The sequence below is a fragment of the Sphingobacteriales bacterium genome (assembly GCA_016699615.1).
Classification (GTDB): Bacteria; Bacteroidota; Bacteroidia; order Chitinophagales; family JADIYW01; genus JADJSS01.
Genome location: CP064984.1, coordinates 828057 through 845833, shown reverse-complemented (window position 1 = coordinate 845833; position 17777 = coordinate 828057). Strand labels below are relative to the sequence as shown.

The following is a 17777-nucleotide window of genomic DNA, read 5'->3' as shown; positions in this document are numbered from 1 at the left end:
AAGTGGTTTTATGTGTGGGTTGTTAAATATTCTACCGATATTAGCCTTCCCATTTTTTATAGGAATTGGATACATAAACATATTTTTAATATCTACATCTGTTACTTTTCGTTTATTATTATCCAAATATCCTCTATTATCTTGGTATTGCTTATCTACTACAGTTTTATTTCGAATGAACTTCCATTGGTTGATACTGCCATAATATTTGGTTGTTTCCCACTTAAATCCATATTCCATGGATGCCCTTTATCATCTCTGTCTTTACCTACTTCTCCATTCCATAAACTAAAGCTATGTCCTAATTCGTGAGCAAATGTGGTAGAATTTGGGTCACTTATTTGACTATATAATAAAACGCCAGTATTTGACCCACCAAACTTTCCATCTGTAAATGAGGTATTAGTTCCATCACTTGCAAATGAACCTACATTATCTACTACTGCAAAATAATTATTTTTTATATCTGTATTTGATGTAATCTCTTGTTCTGTAATATTTGGTTTGTGGATTACAGAAATTTCAAATTTTAAATTATACTCTTCAACTTTTTTGCCATTTACATTAAGATTTACTTTATGGTTCATCTCATTGTATTGCTTATTTACATTATCTTGTAATTGATTGGCTAATCCTTTACTTGCTTTGTTTCCGTAAATATATACATTGGCTTTTACAGTCATTGTTTTAGACTTATTATCTACACTTAACTCTCCACTTTCTCCTGTTGGGTCTGTGTATAAGATTGGATTGTTATTATTTGTAGAATATGTACTTTGCCATGGATAAGTTATTGGGTCAGGGTTCCATCGTCTTCCTGTTTGAGAATAATACATCCAATATTCTGCTGAAAAAGTACCTTGTTTTATTGATGTTTCATGCTCCTGTCCATTAAACCCGAAACGATATGGATTTAATTCAAATCCCTTGTATATATATTGAAAACTCATTAACGAACGATATACATTTTACCATAGCCATTCTTAAAATATTTATCTGCTCCAGATGGTTTTATGTCTAAGTTTTTACCTGTTGCATCTTTTACCACTACTCTAAAGAAATATACACCATTTGCTAGTCTATCGCCATAGTTATCTGTTCCATTCCATTTGTAAGTCGTCATGTTTGTGCCTATATGTAGGCTTCCCAATTCATCTTGTGTTATTTCTTTTACCACTTTTCCACTTGCACTAAATATTTGTATCATAAAATTATCTGGCACTTGGTTGCCTGTAAGTGTAAATATAAATTGTGTTGAGGTAGAAAACGGATTTGGGTAATTCAGCAAATTTGTAATACTTGGTTTAGAATCTACCTTGAATTTTATTCTATAATCGTATTTTCCTGCATCGTTGTTGCTTCTGTCTATACCTTGTACTCTTATTTCATAAGTACCATCAGCCAAGGTTGGTTTAAATACAATTCTCGCTTCGTTTGTTTTGTTTAGATTGTTTGCATCAGCAGGAATAAATATTACATCTGGATTTGAATTAGATACCAATACTGGTGTATTTGGTGCATTTGGATAGTATATATATATCAAAAATGCACTTGTATCATCTAATGCAAGATTCTTATTTTCATCTTTTAATTTGAATAGTATTTCTGGTTGCGCCGAAATATATTCACCATCAGTAATATGTCTTCCATCAAATGTTACATCTAATATTGGGTTGATATTATCTCTATTTACATAAACAAAGAACTCCGCATAATTATTAAAATGGAATTGCTCTAATTGGTCGTTATCTGGATTGGCTTCTATGATTACTTTATTTAATCCTGAGAAGAATGAGCCTTCAAAATTATGCTCAAAAGTAATGATGATATGTTGTAATGCTGGAAGTGCTGCAAAGCGTTTATAAAAACTAATAGAATTATTATTTGCATTTACTATTGTGAATTTTACCAATACACTGTCCATATTCATTGGCGTTACATTTTGGAAAGCCACAGTTGCATTTACTGTTTCTCCTGACAAAACTGTGTCTATAGATTGTGTAAAATTAATGCTTGGATTTATCACACCTTCTGGTGCTTTTGCATGTGCAATTCTCCAATAGTTTAATTGTGGTGCAGTAGCATTTCCATTGTCTGAAGTACTCCACTCTAATTGTAAGAAAGGATATTGTTTTGCATCTATTGAAGCCAAACTTGTAACAGGATTATTGATATCAGCAAATAGCATAGTTCTATTTCCAGAGGTATCTATGCCTATTACATTTACTGTACTTTCATCAAAAGTTGGGTCTTCTAGTGCAGACCAATTGTATTGCAAATCCGTCCAACTTTTTGCTGGACCAATTATTGTAGATTGCATGTTTCCATTTATCCAGCTACCAGAAAATGTGAACATGGTATCGATGATGCCTTGTTGTGCTGTACGTTTAATTTGTACTGGAGTGAAGAATGGATTTCCTTTTTGCAAGAAAAATACAAAAGGCACACCATCTTGTTGATTTCTAATTTCTGAAACTCCTAAATTTACGAACGCATCAAGCAAAGAAGCTCCACCATTGCTTAGGTCGTTATCCCATTGAGAATAACCAGCATTGAAGAAACTATAACCCATTACAAATGCATTGTTTGGTATATCATTTAAGAATTCAATACATTTTTGTCTATATGTAAATGCAGCAGAAGCTGTTGATGCATTGGTAGGAAACTCAATTACTGAAACAGAATAGCCATTGCCAACGCACACTCTATCGCCATATGGTCCTCTTCCTGTACTTCCAATTTGGTATGTTTGTAGATTTTTTCCAGTATTCACATCGAATACAAAAAATATCATACTTCTTCTATCGCAAGAGTTTCTACCGACTAAGAAACCATCAAAAAATGATTCAATAGCTTGGTCTGAGATAGAACCAGACGCACCATTTTTTATTTTAATGTTTCTAAGTGTATTTGGATATTTGAATATTCTATTAATTTCTGGAAGTTCTAATGTATTCATCTTATCTCTCAAATATTGAAAGTAATGCGATTGATTCCATCCAGTAGATAATGATGTATTATACAAAAATGAACTTTGTCTCCAATTTGAAGGATTGTTGTAAATAGTATCTAAAGTACCTCTCCAATAATAAACTTTATCTTGTAACAAAGTTACATTTGGATCCCATTCAATAACTGCACCAGCTGCATTTACTTTCTCTGTAACTAAAAGTGGACTATTAAAATATGCTGTAGTATCTATTTGAAAGATGTATTGTCTGCTTGGCGCAAAATTATCAGCAGTAGAAAATTTCATTTTAAAGTTTGGATCATTTACGATACAAAATTCATATGGAAAAATTGGAATAATATCATCCGCAGAAATTAATTTTGTAACAGTTACGGTATTGTTTAGTTCTGAGTATTCAGCAATCTGGTCGTTGGCATCAACTTTAATTGTAAATGTATTAATACCAGCACTTGTTTGTCTATTATTTTTTACATACATCGTAACTGTATCAATTAATGTAGCACAGTTAAAAGTTCTAGTATATGATTCAATTGTACCATTGGGTAAATTTCTATCAATACGAACATTGTATGTGCAATTTTCAAATGATGACCCTAAATTCTGAATAATAATATTTACTGCGAAAGAATCATCTGATGAACTTGGATTATTTGGAAAAAATAAAATGCTAGATGCATCTATGTAATAGTCTGGTTTAGAATATGTGTTTAATTTAATTGCTGGGTCACCATGAAAAATCATTTGTTGTCCAATACTTGGATCTAATGGTGTGTTAGGTGCACCAATTACTTTTGTGGCAGTTGCTTTTAATACATTTCCAATAGGTTCATTGTAATGGTCATATGATAGTTGATTGTAGAAATTTGTAGAATAGTTATTTAATATTGGTGCAACTGCTAATGTAATTGGTCCTAGAAATCCAATTGCAGCCTTGTCTGGAGTAAGTACAAATCTATCTGAATATCCGTATGTGTTTGAGAATAGATTACCAACGAAACAGCCATTAGTTAGTAATAAATGATAACGACCTTTATTTGTAAAACGTTCAGGTTCTAGATTAAAATCTAATGTAGATGTTGCAGAGTGTCCAAAGAATGTAATCAATGAGGTTCCTTTATTTACTAATGAGTCTATGAAAACTGATTCTGCAATTTGTATAGGATGTGAACTATTTTTATACAAACTTTTTACTGTAGCACCAAACTTTGGATTTTCAATTGTGTATTTATAACTTTCAAGATAATTTTTAAATGTTTGCTGTTCAAAATCACTATATCCTCCACCTAGATGCAACACATTCTTTCTCCATAATTTATTTTCTGGCGTTTGAGAAGCAGGCAATGTATCGTATAGACTTGATTCATAATCAATTACTTTATTTAGATAGTTTCGTATTTGGTTTCCATTTGTCACATCTAATCTACCTACACCAATTTGTGGTGTATTTTGATTAGCTGAACGAGCAACTAGTAAGTTATCTGATGGTGGCGAACCATATGTTTGTATGTAATCTGCATTGTTATTTCTTAAATTTGCGTATGGCAAGCCTCTACCAATAATAAATAGTTGTTCTGGTTTTGTAGTAAAATTATCTAATGCATAGTTAATAAAATTTCTAATTGCCAATGGATGGTGTTTTGCACCAAATGCAAATTGATCATCTAATTGATCTTTCATATAAACAATAGCTTTATAATTTCCACCTGCTATGGAGTTTCTATATGCTCTATATTGTTCTACATAATCAATTCCATCGGTACTATTAATTGATCTTTGATTTGCAATGATTACATAATTACCTTGGTTATTGGTGTTAGCATAGTTTGTAAAATTCACAGTACTTATGCTACCTACTTGTAATATACTTGCAGTATTTTGAGCAGTTACATATATTTTGTCTTTGTTTAAACTTGTAGCAACAAATTGAATTTTTAGCGTCGTTTCGTTATTGACAACATATCTATGTAAATTTGTCAAATCATAAACAATTGGATTGGTACTTTGAGTATTAAAGTTTGGAATTTCAACATAAGCATCATTATTTTTCTTCATTCCAAATTCGTATACAGATGCATTTCTTGCATTAAAAACTACTGGATATTCTATTTCTGATAAAATTGGATAGTATGTACCTTCTGCACTAAGTGTTGCTGTAATTGAAATTGCAGTAGAATTATTTGATAAGGTAGATATTGGAACAGTAGCATTAATCTTACGCATACCTAAGCCATTAAATATTTCATTTTGTGTATAGCTTGTACCTATGTTAATTCTTGAATTATGGCTAGCATATGTATTTGTAAAATAATGCAAAGTAACATTCGCTGTTAGGTTTGGATCAACACTATATAAATCTACAGTAGCTTGAGTATATCCACCAGTAAGTCCACCATTTGCAAATCCTTCACCATCACCAAAATCAGAATTTATAATATCATTAAATTGTGTAGCAACAGGAAAAGCAGGGACACCACCAGAAGCTCCTGTTGAGAATTTTGTTAATGTTCTATAGGCAAAATCTTCTTTTGTATTTGTTGATGGTATTACATTATTTTGATTTGTATACCTAAGGTTTACTTGAAATGGTTCTATTGTAAGAAAATAAGTAAAAGAATCTGCTATTATATTTTTCCTATCATGTGGTTGATGTACAGCATTTTTGTACAATGCTACATCCATTTGTCCATCATTTCCAACACCTAAAAATTCAATATAATCGCCCATTGCAAATTGTCCGTTTGTTGTAACAAACAATGGTACTTCTTGTCCATTTCTAAACAGCTTAAAATAGCTACCAATCAAACTATTTGATGGAATACCTGCATTTGATAAATCTGTTTGCGAAATTCTATAGATTCCTTTATTTAATATTTTGAATTTATAATAAGTCTTGCTATAATCTATCCATTCATTTCCATATGGCTGTGCCTTAGTAGTTAATATTAAGGAAAAAAATAAAAATAGAACGTATATTTTTTTCATGGTTATTTTATTTCTTCGTTTATTATTTCTGGAGTAGTTATGATTTCGTTGGAAGACTTATTTTTTCTTTGATTAAAACCAACTCTTGCAGAAACCACATGTGAGTACTGGTTGTTTGATGCTTTTCCTACATCAGTGTAGGCATAATCGATGGCTATAGTCTTAAATCTAAGTCCAATTCCTAAATTTGGCTGAACTGTCATTTTTGCTTTTGACTGTCCATCTTGTTTTATCTTTTGGAAGTTTCCAATTCCTGCCCTAAGATGAAAAATTTTGAAAAATCCTGCATCTATACCAACTCTTGGGTCAAAACTTAATTTATTGCTTGCAATCAATGTATTTCTTCTACCATCTGTTGTTATTTCCCAATCTATTTCTGCTGTTAAGTCAACTTTTTTAAATGACTTTACATATGCAACGCCAAGCTGAATACGTGGTAGTGTAATTTCTAATGAGTTTTTGGGTATAACATTATCTTCCTGCTGTAATATTTGTTTTTCTTTGTCTGTAAATGAAAAAAGACCAAGCATTAAATGTTGTTGTAATATCTTTTACTGTAAAACCAAAACGCCAATCTTTGAGCGTATAGATTGCGCCAATATCAATTCCAAATCCCCAAGATTTTGCAAAGCCACCTGCTTTTCTATAAATAATCTTTGTTGTGGCTCCAAGTGATAAATTTTTTATCATAGAATTTGCATAATGTAGCGAAATGCCATAATCGCCCACAGAAAAAGATTTTATATTATCATAGTTGATTGTTCCATCAGCTTCTATTAAATCTAAAGTATTTGGAATATCATCTACACCGAAGCGTATAAAACTTGCACCAAATGCATGTTTATTACTATCTAATGGAACTGCAAACCCGAAATAATCATATTTTGCTATACTTGCAAAATATTCATTGTGCATAAAACTCATTTGTACTTTGTTCGGAATTTTAGTTAAACCAGCAGGATTCCAATATCCAGCAGTCACATCATTGGTTGATGCTACCACAGCATTTCCCATTCCAAAATTATGTGCACCAACGCCTATATACATAAAATCATTACTATATTTTGGTGCTTGAGCAAATATTAATGTATGCAACATTAATAGAAATATGACATAGATACCGCGTACTATCATTAGACTACTTTGTTTAAATAATTGTAAATTTACCAAAATACTTTGAGAGTAAGATATAAAAATCAGAGAAATAGTTGCAATTTCAGCAAAAATTGTTTTATGGATTTTATTGAAGAATTACGTTGGAGAGGCATGCTGCACGACATAATGCCAGAAACTGATAATTTACTCAAAACGGAAATGGTTAAAGGATATATTGGATTTGATCCAACGGCAGATTCTTTAGGAATTGGAAATATGGTGCAAATAATGACACTATTGCATTTTCAAAGATGTGGACACAAACCTATTGCTTTGGTTGGTGGCGCTACTGGGCTTGTAGGCGATCCATCAGGAAAAAGTGAAGAAAGGAATTTGTTGAATGAAGATATTCTACAACATAATTTAGCTTGCCAAAAGGCACAATTAGAGCGTTTCTTAAATTTTGACTGTGGTGAAAATTCTGCTGAAATAGTTAATAATTATGATTGGTTTAAGAACTTTAATTTCTTAGAATTTATTCGTGATATAGGAAAACATATTACTGTAAATTATATGATGTCTAAAGATTCTGTTAAAAATAGATTGGAAAATGGCATGTCTTTTACAGAATTCTCTTATCAATTAATTCAAGGTTATGATTTTTATTATCTATGGAAAAACCATGGAATAAAATTGCAAATGGGTGGAAGTGACCAATGGGGAAATATTGTAACTGGAACTGAACTAATCAGAAAGAAAGATGCTGGAAGTGCCTATGCAATTACAACACAACTTATAAAAAAAGCTGATGGAACTAAGTTCGGGAAATCTGAAAAAGGAAATATATTCTTAGATGCTAAAAAAACATCACCATATAAATTTTATCAATTTTGGTTGAATGCAACGGATGAAGATGTAAAAAATTGGATTAAAGTATTTACACTCAAAACTAAAGAAGAAATTGATAGTTTAATTGTACAACATGATGAAGCGCCTCATCTTAGAATTTTACAAAAAACATTAGCAGAAGATATAACAGTTAGAGTACATGGTACTCAAGAATATGAACAAGCATTAAAATCTTCTGAAATATTATTTGGGAAATCTACCAAAGAAGATTTGGCACAACTAAGTGATGCACAAATTGAAGATATTTTTGATGGCGTAACAACTTTTACAATTTCTAAAGATAAAATTAATGGAGGAATTAATATTCTTGATTGTTTAGCTGTTGAAACAAGTATTCTGCCTTCAAAATCTGAGGCAAGAAAAATGGTAAATGGAAATGCTATTGCTATAAATTTAGAAAAACAATCGAATGAACAATTTGTATTAGACAACACAACATTGTTGAATAATAAATATATGATTGTGAAAAAAGGTAAAAAAGATTATTTCTTAATTATTGTTGAGTAAGTAATCTTATATAAACTTAAAATGGAATAACTGACCAATTTTAAAAAACTTATTATTCCAACTTATCCATCTTTCTATTATATTTTTTGATTGTTTAAAAGATGGATGTTGTAAAAAATAATGTGAAGCAACAAGTTCTATATGCCTATTCCATTTTTCTATTTCTTTTGGATTAGTGATTCCCCAATCCAAAGTTGCAGATTTCATTCCAGCCTGTTTTATTCTTTGTCCAACAAAAAATCTGCCCATGTTTGATGTTACATCAAATATAATTTCTGCATTTTTTAGTTTTGGCGCAAATGTATTAAAGAAATGCTTTACCTGCGTTTCATCAAAATATGGAAAAACGCCAGGCACTGTAATCAATAAGCCATTGCTGATGTCGCCAATATCATTTAACCAACTTTCATCAAACATAGATTTAGAAATATAATGTACATTTTTACTTTCATTAGGCAAAAGTTGCTCACGCAATAGTATGCTATCTGGCAAATCCAAATCATACCATGCAATATTTGGCTGATGCAAACGATAATATGCAGTTTCTAAACCAACACCAATGTTCAATATTTTTCCTTTAGGATTTTTTTGAATAAAATTTCTAATTATACTATCCATCATCAAAGCTCTTTCACACATTGCTACAATACCAACTTTACTCAAATATTTTTTAAAATACGTTTTATTGTCTGATATTTGATGGAAAAGTTCTAATGCTTTTTTATCATTAAGAATAGGATGTTTGGTATTTGCATCATAAGCTCTGGCTGCTAATGGAAGCAACAATGTTTCTTGAACAACACCTAGTTGAATTGATTTCATAATTTGAATTTTTAAATATAGAATTTTACTAAAGTTACGATTTCATCTTTTATATAAATTTTTATTAGCTTTACAAAAGATAAAAAACGAATTTAATATGCCAAAAATACTAATTGTAGATGACGAAAAAGCTATCAGAAGAACATTGCGTGATATATTAGAATATGAAAAATATGAGATTGATGAAGCTGAAGATGGAGAAATTGGATTGCAGAAAATAGAAAAAAATAGTTAGGATGTAATTGTATTAGATGTAAAAATGCCAAAAAAAGATGGTATTGAAGTACTTTCTGCCATGCAAGAAAAAGGTATTGATATTCCTGTAGTTGTGCTCTCTGGACATGGTAATATTGAAACTGCTGTAGAAGCCGTAAAAAAAGGTGCTTTTGATTTTATTCCAAAACCACCAGACTTAAATCGTTTACTAATAACTGTACGAAATGCAATGGACAAATCTACATTAGTAACCGAAACAAAAATATTAAAGAAAAAAATTACTAAAACAAAGGAAATTGTTGGCGACAGCAATCCGATTCAAAAAATAAAAGATACCATTGCAAAAGTAGCACCAACTGATGCTCGTGTTTTAATAACTGGCGACAATGGCTCAGGAAAAGAATTAGTAGCTCGTTGGATACATGAACAAAGCAATAGAGCAAATGCACCTTTGATAGAAGTGAATTGTGCAGCAATACCATCAGAATTAATAGAAAGTGAATTGTTTGGTCATGAAAAAGGTGCGTTCACTTCTGCGATTAAACAAAGAATTGGAAAATTTGAGCAAGCTAATGGTGGCACACTTTTTTTAGATGAAATTGGAGACATGAGTTTGTCTGCACAAGCAAAAGTATTGCGAGCCTTGCAAGAAAATAAAATTACAAGAGTTGGTGGCGACAAAGATTTTAATGTTGATGTAAGAATAATTGCAGCAACCAACAAAGATTTATTAAAAGAAGCAGAAGAAAATAGATTCAGATTAGACTTATATCATAGATTGAGTGTTATACTTATACATGTACCATCACTCAATGAGCGAAAAGATGATATTCCAGTATTGTGCAATCATTTTTGCAAGAGATTTGTAGTGAATATGGTGTGCCTACAAAAAAATAGATAAAGATGCTGTTGAAGCATTGCAAGCAAGAAACTGGACTGGCAATATTCGTGAGTTGAGAAATGTTGTGGAACGTTTAATTATTATGAGTAATAAAACAATTACAAAACAAGATATTATTGATTTTTCTGGTCCAAACTCAAAAGCAAATAATAAAGGAATTGATTTTGATAATTTTGCAAATTTGCAACAATTGCAAGATTACAATGAGCGTAGTTTTATAGAATATCATCTAGATAAAAACCAATGGAATACAAGTAAAACAGCAGAATTTATTGGTATTAACAAAAAAGAACTAGAAGAAAAAATGGAAAATCTAGGCTTGAAAAAGAGATGATAAAATTAATTTTATAACCAAATTTTATTATATTTGTTTGTTATGAGTACTGTAATTGGAACTAAAAGAAGTGTAAAAAAAGATTCTAACCAAAAATCAAGATTTACAAAAGCTGAAATTAGAAAGGATATAAGGAAATCTTATTCGATTGCATTAAATGAATCTGATATTAATAGAGCTGTTCTTGCTACTGGAATAAAGAAAAGGAATTTTGAAGGAAAAGAACATAAAACATCTAAATAAAATGTATAATGGCAAATTATACTGAAAATGTTTTCATAAATATTCCTTTTGATGATGAATATGATGTATTAAAACATGCAATAATTTTCACAATTTATAGATGTGGGTTTGTACCAAGATTAGCTTCTGAGGCAGATGACGCATCAGAAAATAGAATTGATAAAATACTGAAAATTATTAGAGATTGTAAATTTGGAGTACACGACTTGTCAAGAACAGAGATAGACAAACATAATTTGCCAAGATTTAACATGCCATTTGAATATGGATTATTTTGGGGAGCAAAAAAATTTGGCTCAGGTAATCATAAACAAAAAATTGCAATCGTATTAGAGAAAGAAAGATATTCTCTAAAAAAATATCTTTCAGATACAGGTGGTGCAGATGAAAAAGCACACAATAATGACCCTAAAAAACTAATTAAGATTATTAGAGATTGGCTATTTGTAAATACAAAAATACAATCAATTCCAAGTTCTAATAATATTATTGCAGAATTTGATGATTTCTATTTTAAAAGATTAGCTATTATACTTTTTGATAAAAGAATGCAGATAAAAGATTTATTAGATGTAGAATTTTGTAAATATTCGGAAGAAGCAGTCGAATATTTGAAGAAGAATCATTAATATGGAAAATCTAGGCTTGAAAAAGAGATGATAAATAGCACATGCTTAGAAGAAAAGATATTCACCTATATTTTATTGCAGACTTACTTGCAGCAATAATTACATGGATATTATTCTTCAGTTTTAGAAAAGTCTATATAGAAAAATTAGACTTTAGTCACAGTCAACTTACAGAAGATTTAAATTTTTATTTGGGTTTTATATTTGTTCCATTATTTTGGTTCATAGTATATTTTTTTTCTAATAGCTATAATGATATTTATAAAAAATCAAGACTAATAGAATGGGTTAAAAGTGTTGTACAAAGCTTTGTTGGTACGTTTTTTATTTTCTTCATTTTAATGTTAAATGATAAAATATCAGATTATAAAGATTATTATATATTGTTTTTTGTGTATTTTTTAATACATGTTTTTATTCTAATTGTATTTAGACAAATAGTACTAAATATAGCCAAGCGTAATATTATTTCAAATAATGTAAATATATCAACGTTATTGATAGGCACAGAAATAGAACAAAAAGATACGTTATCATTAATCAATAAAGACAGAAATATTTTACAACATAATATTATTGATACTACAAGTTTAGATGGTGCAATTGATAAAATTAGAAGCAATCAATTTGAAGATATTATAATTGCCAACAACACAGAAACAGAAAAAACAGAAAGCATAATTATTGAAAGTTTGAGTAGAAATATTGGTGTAAAAATATTAGCAAACGACTTTGATATACTTTCACAAAAATTTAGAACTCAAGATATTTTTGATGAAAACTTTATTTACATTGCTCCATTACAACGCAATCTTTCGCAAAAAGTATGCAAGAGAAGTTTTGATATTATAGTAAGTCTTTTTGCATTTGTAATTACTGCTCCATTATTAGTATTCATTGGTATTTGGATAAAAAAAACATCTAAAGGAAATGTATTGTACCAGCAAGAAAGAATTGGGTTAAATGGAAAAGCATTTACAATATATAAATTTAGAACTATGCATGAAAATGCTGAAAATGGAACACCATTGCTTACACAAAATAATGATGAAAGAATTACAAAATTTGGTCGTTTCTTAAGAAAATATAGATTAGATGAATTGCCACAATTATTCAATGTCATCATAGGAAATATGAGTTTGGTTGGCCCAAGACCAGAACGCGAATTTTTCATCAAACAAATACAAGAACAATCGTTTAAGTATAAATTAATACAAACCGTACAACCAGGAATTACGTCATTAGGTATGGTAAAATTTGGTTATGCCAATACTGTACAACAAATGATTCAAAGACTAAGGTATGATATAATCTATATAGAAAATTGGAGTTTACTATTGGATTTTAAAATACTATTATTCACAATAAGCACAATCATAAAAGGGAAAGGTAAATAATATATTTATTTAGGATAAATAATATAGTGTTTAACCATAGGGTTTGCCAAAGCATCAATATTCCATTGTTCTGTTATGCTAGCAATATCTACAAGTTTATTGTCTTTAAACTTAATATAGATATTGTCTTTTGCAGTACTATACATATTATTTGAGGTACTTCCTGTGCTAACCAAATACTGAAATTCATCATCAGAATAAATTTCTTTCAGTTGCTCAATTTTCTGTTGTATATACTCTTGAGTATTAAATTCTACATGAAACAATTTTCTATATATCAAAGCTTCGCACATCATTTTTAAAACATTATCAGCAGAATGTTGCACAAAGTATTTAAGCATAAATATAATATCAGCATCATCTATATTACAAAACAAAGGCAACCAAGTTGAATGATTTTTTTGAATTAAAATCAGTACTTAAAAAATGGTTTATAGATGAATCAAATGGCAATGATATGTTATTTTTTTTAATGTATTTTAATATATTTTTAAGTATAATTTCTCCACACAACACAGTCTTATGTAAATAAACTTGCCAATACATCAATCTACGTGCCACTAAGAATTTTTCAATAGAATAGATTCCTTTTTCTTCAACAACAATATTATCATCTACCACATCCAACATATTGATAATTCTATCGTAGCCAATCACACCTTCACTCACGCCAGTATAAAAAGAATCTCTATTCAAATAATCCATTCTATCCATATCCAATTGTCCACTCACAAGCTGATGTAAGAATTTTTTCTTGTATTTGCCTTCAAAAATTTGGATTGCCAGTGTTATTATGTTTCCAAATTCTTTCTCTAATTCATGCATCAACAATAATGAAATTTCCTCATGATGCACACCATCTACCAAAGTAAATTCTAATGCATGTGAATATGGCCCATGACCAATATCATGCAATAATATTGCCAGTACAGTTGCTTGTTCTTCATCTATACTAATATCAATATTCTTTTTCTTCAGTACATCCAAAGCACGTGTCATCAAATGCATGGCACCAATAGAATGATGAAATCTGCTGTGCGTAGCACCAGGATACACCAAACTACTCAAACCTAATTGCTGTATTCTTCGTAATCTTTGGAAAATAGGATGTTCTATGATATCATAAACAATATCGAATGGAATTGGAATAAAACCATATACAGGATCATTGAAAATTTTTCGCTTATTCATTCAATTATGTCAACAAAAATAATTAATCAAATTCACATTATTTAATATATTGCCGACATAAACTTAATTACTTTTATATAGTACACATATTAAAAGATTTTACGCTATGAATGAAACAAAAATACTTTGGGCAGATGACGAGATAGATTTATTGAAACCTCAGATAATGTTTTTAGAACAAAAAGGCTACAAAGTAGTTCCAGTAAGTAATGGCTACGATGCTATTGATAAATGTAATGAAGAACTTTTTGATATTATTTTCTTAGATGAACATATGCCAGGCATTACTGGATTGGAAACACTCAGTAAAATAAAATCTAGCTATCCTGATACACCAATAGTAATGATAACTAAGAATGAAGAAGAAAATATAATGGATGATGCTATTGGCTCGCAAATTGCAGATTATTTGATAAAACCAGTTCACCCAAACCAAATTCTACTTTCTATTAAAAAAATTATTGATAACAAAAGACTTATTTCTGAAAAGAAGACTGTTAATTATAGACAACAGTTTCAGCAGATAATGTTGGAAATTAACGATGATTTAGATTTTGACGCTTGGACAGAATTATATAAAAAACTTATATATTGGGATATTGAATTAGATAAAGCATCTAATCCAGAAATGCGAGAAATTTTTGAAATGCAAAAAACCGAAGCAAATAAAGAATTTTTTAAATATATACAAAAAAATTATACAAAATGGTTGGCAAAGCCAGATGGTTTTGCACCAACACAATCACATACATTATTCAAGAAAAAAGTTATTCCAAATATAGACAACGATGCACCTACTTTTTTTATTCTAATAGATAATTTGAGATACGACCATTATAGAATTATAGAAACATTATTAAAAGATAAATTTAAAAAAGTTGAGGAAGATAGTTTCTATAGCATACTACCTACAACAACACAATACAGCAGAAATGCAATATTTGCTGGCTTAATGCCATCAGAAATAAATAAAAAATATGCAGACAAATGGTTTTTTGATGATGAAAATGAAGGTAAAAACTTACATGAAGAGTTTTTTATGCAAGAACAATTTAAACGCAATGGAATAAATATAAAATGCACATATACTAAAATTACAAACCATAAAGATGGGAAAGAATTAGAAGATAATATCTTGAATCTGATGCACAATACATTTAATGTAATCGTGTATAATTTCGTAGATATGCTATCACATGTACGTACAGAAATGGAAGTGCTAAAAGAAATTGCTAATGATGAAGCAGCATATCGTTCATTAATTCTATCGTGGTTTGAACATTCACCATTGCTAAATGCATTAGATAAATTAAAAGGGAAAAAAGCACGTATCATTATCACATCAGACCACGGAACAACACGTGTAAAATCTCCAGCAAAAGTAGTAGGCGACAAAAATACTACAACAAATCTTAGGTATAAAACAGGACGAAATCTAAATTACAATCCAAAAGAAGTATTTGAAGTCAGAAATCCTGATGAAGCATTTTTGCCTAAATCAAATCTTAGTTCTAGTTATATTTTTGCAAAAGAAGATTACTATTTTTGCTATCCAAATAATTACAATCACTTTGTAAATTTCTTCAAAAATACATTTCAGCATGGTGGCATTTCATTGGAAGAAGTTATTGTGCCAATCGCAATATTTGAAAGCAAATAATATAGCTTACAATAGCTACTTATTTTACAAATCTTGATTTAATATCTTCTAAATTACCTTTAGGTATTGCAGATATTAATTTCTTAGTATATTCTTGTTGTGGATTGTTATAAATCTCATCAGCTAAACCCATTTCTTCAATTCTACCTTTATTCATCACAACCATTCTATCACTCATAAATTTTACCACACTCAAATCATGTGAAATAAATATATAGGTAAACTTAAACTCTTCTCTAAGTTGTATCAATAAGTTTAATACTTGAGCTTGTACCGAAACATCTAATGCAGAAACAGATTCATCACAAATAATAAATTTTGGTTGCAATGCCAATGCTCTTGCTATACAAATTCTTTGACGTTGCCCACCAGAAAACTCATGCGGATAACGTAAAAAATGTTCTGCTTTCATGTTTACCTTTTCCAGTAATTCTATCACTTTATCTTTTCGCTCTTTGTCGTTACTGTATTTATTATGCACTTGCATAGGTTCCATTATGGCATTACCAATTGTCATTCTCGGATTAAGTGACGAATAAGGATCTTGAAAAATGATTTGCATATGTTGCCTAAGAGTTTTCAATTCTTGTGCTTCTAAACTAAAAGTATCTTTACCATCAAAAATTGCTTTGCCACCAGTTGGCTCTACCAAACGCAAGATTGTTCTGCCTAATGTTGTTTTGCCACATCCACTTTCGCCAACCAAACCTCGAGTTTCGCCTTCATACACATCAAAACTTACATTATCTACAGCTTTTACATATTCTAAGGGTTTGCCAAAAAAACTTGTCTTGCTTGGAAACCATGTCTGTATGTTGTGTAATTCTAATATTTTTTTACGCGTTTGTAATTCTTCAAATCTAGCTTTAGTTTGTTGCTCACTTACCACAAAAGCATTTATCAAAGCATTCATGTCTGCATGCTTTTCTGTGATGATGCCATTGTTATCATCCATAAAGTCTGCAATTACTGGAAGTTTGCTTAACCTTTTACCCAATGGCGGACGACAAGCCAGCAAACCTTTTGTGTATGGATGTTGTGGATTTGAAAATATATCTAATACAGAACCTTGCTCTACAATTTTTCCTTTATACATTACAATTACATGGTCTGCAATTTCAGCAATAACACCCAAATCATGTGTAATGAAAATGGTAGACATGCCTGTTTCTTCACTCAAATCTTTAATTAATTCTAAGATAGTTTTTTGAACTGTTACATCTAATGCTGTTGTTGGCTCATCTGCAATTAGTATTTTTGGCTGACAACTCATTGCCATTGCAATCATCACACGTTGTTTTTGTCCACCAGAAAGTTCGTGCGGATAAGCATCTAAAATACGTTTTGGATTAGGTAGTTTTACTTGCTCAAATAATGCAAGTGTTTTTTGTTCTGCCGTTTTTTTATCACATTTTTGGTGCAATATAATAGCTTCCATTACTTGGTTACCACAAGTAAAAACAGGATTGAGAGAAGTCATAGGTTCTTGGAAAATCATAGCAATATCATTACCTCTGTATTGCCTCATTTGTTCTTCAGATATTTTTGTTAAATCTACGATTTGCTCATTTCTATCTTGATAAAGAATTTCGCCACTTGTAATTTTTCCAGGAGGATTTGGAATCAAGCGCATAACAGAGAGTGATGTTACTGACTTTCCAGAGCCAGACTCACCAACAATACCTACTACTTGCTTTTTCTTAATCTGAAAAGAGACGTCGTTTACAGCTTTTACTGTGCCATTCTCTGTATTAAATTCCGTAACTAAGTTTTTTACGTCTAAAAGTATATCGCTCATACGCTATTTTTTTTATTGTAAATCCAAAAAGGATGTACACAAATATAGGCGTTTTTTTGCTTATTATTCAACATGTTTGTTTGAATATTTTGCATGTATATTGCTGCTATAAGTTTTGGCAT

The 17777-nt window shown here is 30.2% G+C and carries 11 protein-coding genes and 2 pseudogenes; 6 read left to right on the top strand and 7 right to left on the bottom strand.

Features of this window, described 5'->3' with window-relative positions; genetic code table 11:
* Window positions 1-158: 158 nt before the first annotated feature.
* The 3 genes and pseudogenes from IPK18_04070 to IPK18_04060 form a co-directional block, all read right to left on the bottom strand.
* Window positions 159-950 carry a hypothetical protein gene (locus tag IPK18_04070; protein ID QQR98709.1) on the bottom strand — a complete coding sequence of 264 codons (792 nt, stop codon included), beginning with the start codon at window positions 948-950 and terminating at the stop codon, window positions 159-161.
* Window positions 950-5953 carry a T9SS type A sorting domain-containing protein gene (locus tag IPK18_04065; GenBank protein ID QQR98708.1) on the bottom strand — a complete coding sequence of 1668 codons (5004 nt, stop codon included), beginning with the start codon at window positions 5951-5953 and terminating at the stop codon, window positions 950-952. The genes IPK18_04070 and IPK18_04065 overlap by 1 nt, the downstream gene beginning before the upstream one ends.
* A gap of 2 nt (window positions 5954-5955) precedes the next feature.
* Window positions 5956-7087: pseudogene (locus IPK18_04060) on the bottom strand (PorV/PorQ family protein).
* Window positions 7088-7186: 99 nt separating this feature from the next.
* On the opposite strand from IPK18_04060, the gene IPK18_04055 reads away from it, so the two are divergent.
* Complete coding sequence (locus IPK18_04055; protein ID QQR98707.1) at window positions 7187-8464, top strand: tyrosine--tRNA ligase; 1278 nt, start codon at window positions 7187-7189, stop codon at window positions 8462-8464.
* Window positions 8465-8470: 6 nt separating this feature from the next.
* On the opposite strand, the gene IPK18_04050 is transcribed toward IPK18_04055, so the two are convergent.
* The gene (locus tag IPK18_04050; protein ID QQR98706.1) at window positions 8471-9286 is read right to left on the bottom strand and encodes a class I SAM-dependent methyltransferase; all 816 of its coding nucleotides are present in this window, start codon (window positions 9284-9286) and stop codon (window positions 8471-8473) included.
* A gap of 97 nt (window positions 9287-9383) precedes the next feature.
* On the opposite strand from IPK18_04050, the pseudogene IPK18_04045 reads away from it, so the two are divergent.
* The 4 genes and pseudogenes from IPK18_04045 (at window position 9384) to IPK18_04030 (ending at window position 13006) form a co-directional block, all read left to right on the top strand.
* Window positions 9384-10737, top strand: a pseudogene (locus tag IPK18_04045) (sigma-54-dependent Fis family transcriptional regulator).
* A gap of 42 nt (window positions 10738-10779) precedes the next feature.
* Window positions 10780-10980 carry a hypothetical protein gene (locus IPK18_04040; protein QQR98705.1) on the top strand — a complete coding sequence of 67 codons (201 nt, stop codon included), beginning with the start codon at window positions 10780-10782 and terminating at the stop codon, window positions 10978-10980.
* An 8-nt stretch (window positions 10981-10988) separates the two neighbouring features.
* Complete coding sequence (locus IPK18_04035) at window positions 10989-11609, top strand: hypothetical protein (protein QQR98704.1); 621 nt, start codon at window positions 10989-10991, stop codon at window positions 11607-11609.
* 41 nt (window positions 11610-11650) lie between these two features.
* Window positions 11651-13006 (top strand): sugar transferase, encoded by a 1356-nt coding sequence (locus IPK18_04030; protein ID QQR98703.1) that lies wholly within the window; start codon window positions 11651-11653, stop codon window positions 13004-13006.
* Window positions 13007-13011: 5 nt separating this feature from the next.
* On the opposite strand, the gene IPK18_04025 is transcribed toward IPK18_04030, so the two are convergent.
* Entirely contained in the window at window positions 13012-13383 is a 372-nt protein-coding gene (locus tag IPK18_04025; GenBank protein QQR98702.1) for a hypothetical protein, read from the bottom strand.
* Entirely contained in the window at window positions 13373-14197 is an 825-nt protein-coding gene (locus tag IPK18_04020; protein ID QQR98701.1) for an HD domain-containing protein, read from the bottom strand. Before IPK18_04020 ends, IPK18_04025 begins: the two co-directional genes overlap by 11 nt.
* 106 nt (window positions 14198-14303) lie before the next feature.
* Here IPK18_04020 and IPK18_04015 point away from each other — a divergent pair, with 106 nt between their 5' ends.
* Window positions 14304-15857 carry a PglZ domain-containing protein gene (locus tag IPK18_04015; protein ID QQR98700.1) on the top strand — a complete coding sequence of 518 codons (1554 nt, stop codon included), beginning with the start codon at window positions 14304-14306 and terminating at the stop codon, window positions 15855-15857.
* 19 nt (window positions 15858-15876) lie between these two features.
* Here IPK18_04015 and IPK18_04010 read toward each other — a convergent pair whose 3' ends face one another.
* Complete coding sequence (locus IPK18_04010; GenBank protein QQR98699.1) at window positions 15877-17655, bottom strand: ABC transporter ATP-binding protein; 1779 nt, start codon at window positions 17653-17655, stop codon at window positions 15877-15879.
* Window positions 17656-17777: the final 122 nt, after the last annotated feature.

Coding starts and splice junctions, on each gene's coding strand:
- IPK18_04070 (QQR98709.1), bottom strand. CDS start 950: ATGAGTTTTCAATATATATACAAGGGATTTGAATTAAATCCATATCGT.
- IPK18_04065 (QQR98708.1), bottom strand. CDS start 5,953: ATGAAAAAAATATACGTTCTATTTTTATTTTTTTCCTTAATATTAACT.
- IPK18_04055 (QQR98707.1), top strand. CDS start 7,187: ATGGATTTTATTGAAGAATTACGTTGGAGAGGCATGCTGCACGACATA.
- IPK18_04050 (QQR98706.1), bottom strand. CDS start 9,286: ATGAAATCAATTCAACTAGGTGTTGTTCAAGAAACATTGTTGCTTCCA.
- IPK18_04040 (QQR98705.1), top strand. CDS start 10,780: ATGAGTACTGTAATTGGAACTAAAAGAAGTGTAAAAAAAGATTCTAAC.
- IPK18_04035 (QQR98704.1), top strand. CDS start 10,989: ATGGCAAATTATACTGAAAATGTTTTCATAAATATTCCTTTTGATGAT.
- IPK18_04030 (QQR98703.1), top strand. CDS start 11,651: ATGCTTAGAAGAAAAGATATTCACCTATATTTTATTGCAGACTTACTT.
- IPK18_04020 (QQR98701.1), bottom strand. CDS start 14,197: ATGAATAAGCGAAAAATTTTCAATGATCCTGTATATGGTTTTATTCCA.
- IPK18_04015 (QQR98700.1), top strand. CDS start 14,304: ATGAATGAAACAAAAATACTTTGGGCAGATGACGAGATAGATTTATTG.
- IPK18_04010 (QQR98699.1), bottom strand. CDS start 17,655: ATGAGCGATATACTTTTAGACGTAAAAAACTTAGTTACGGAATTTAAT.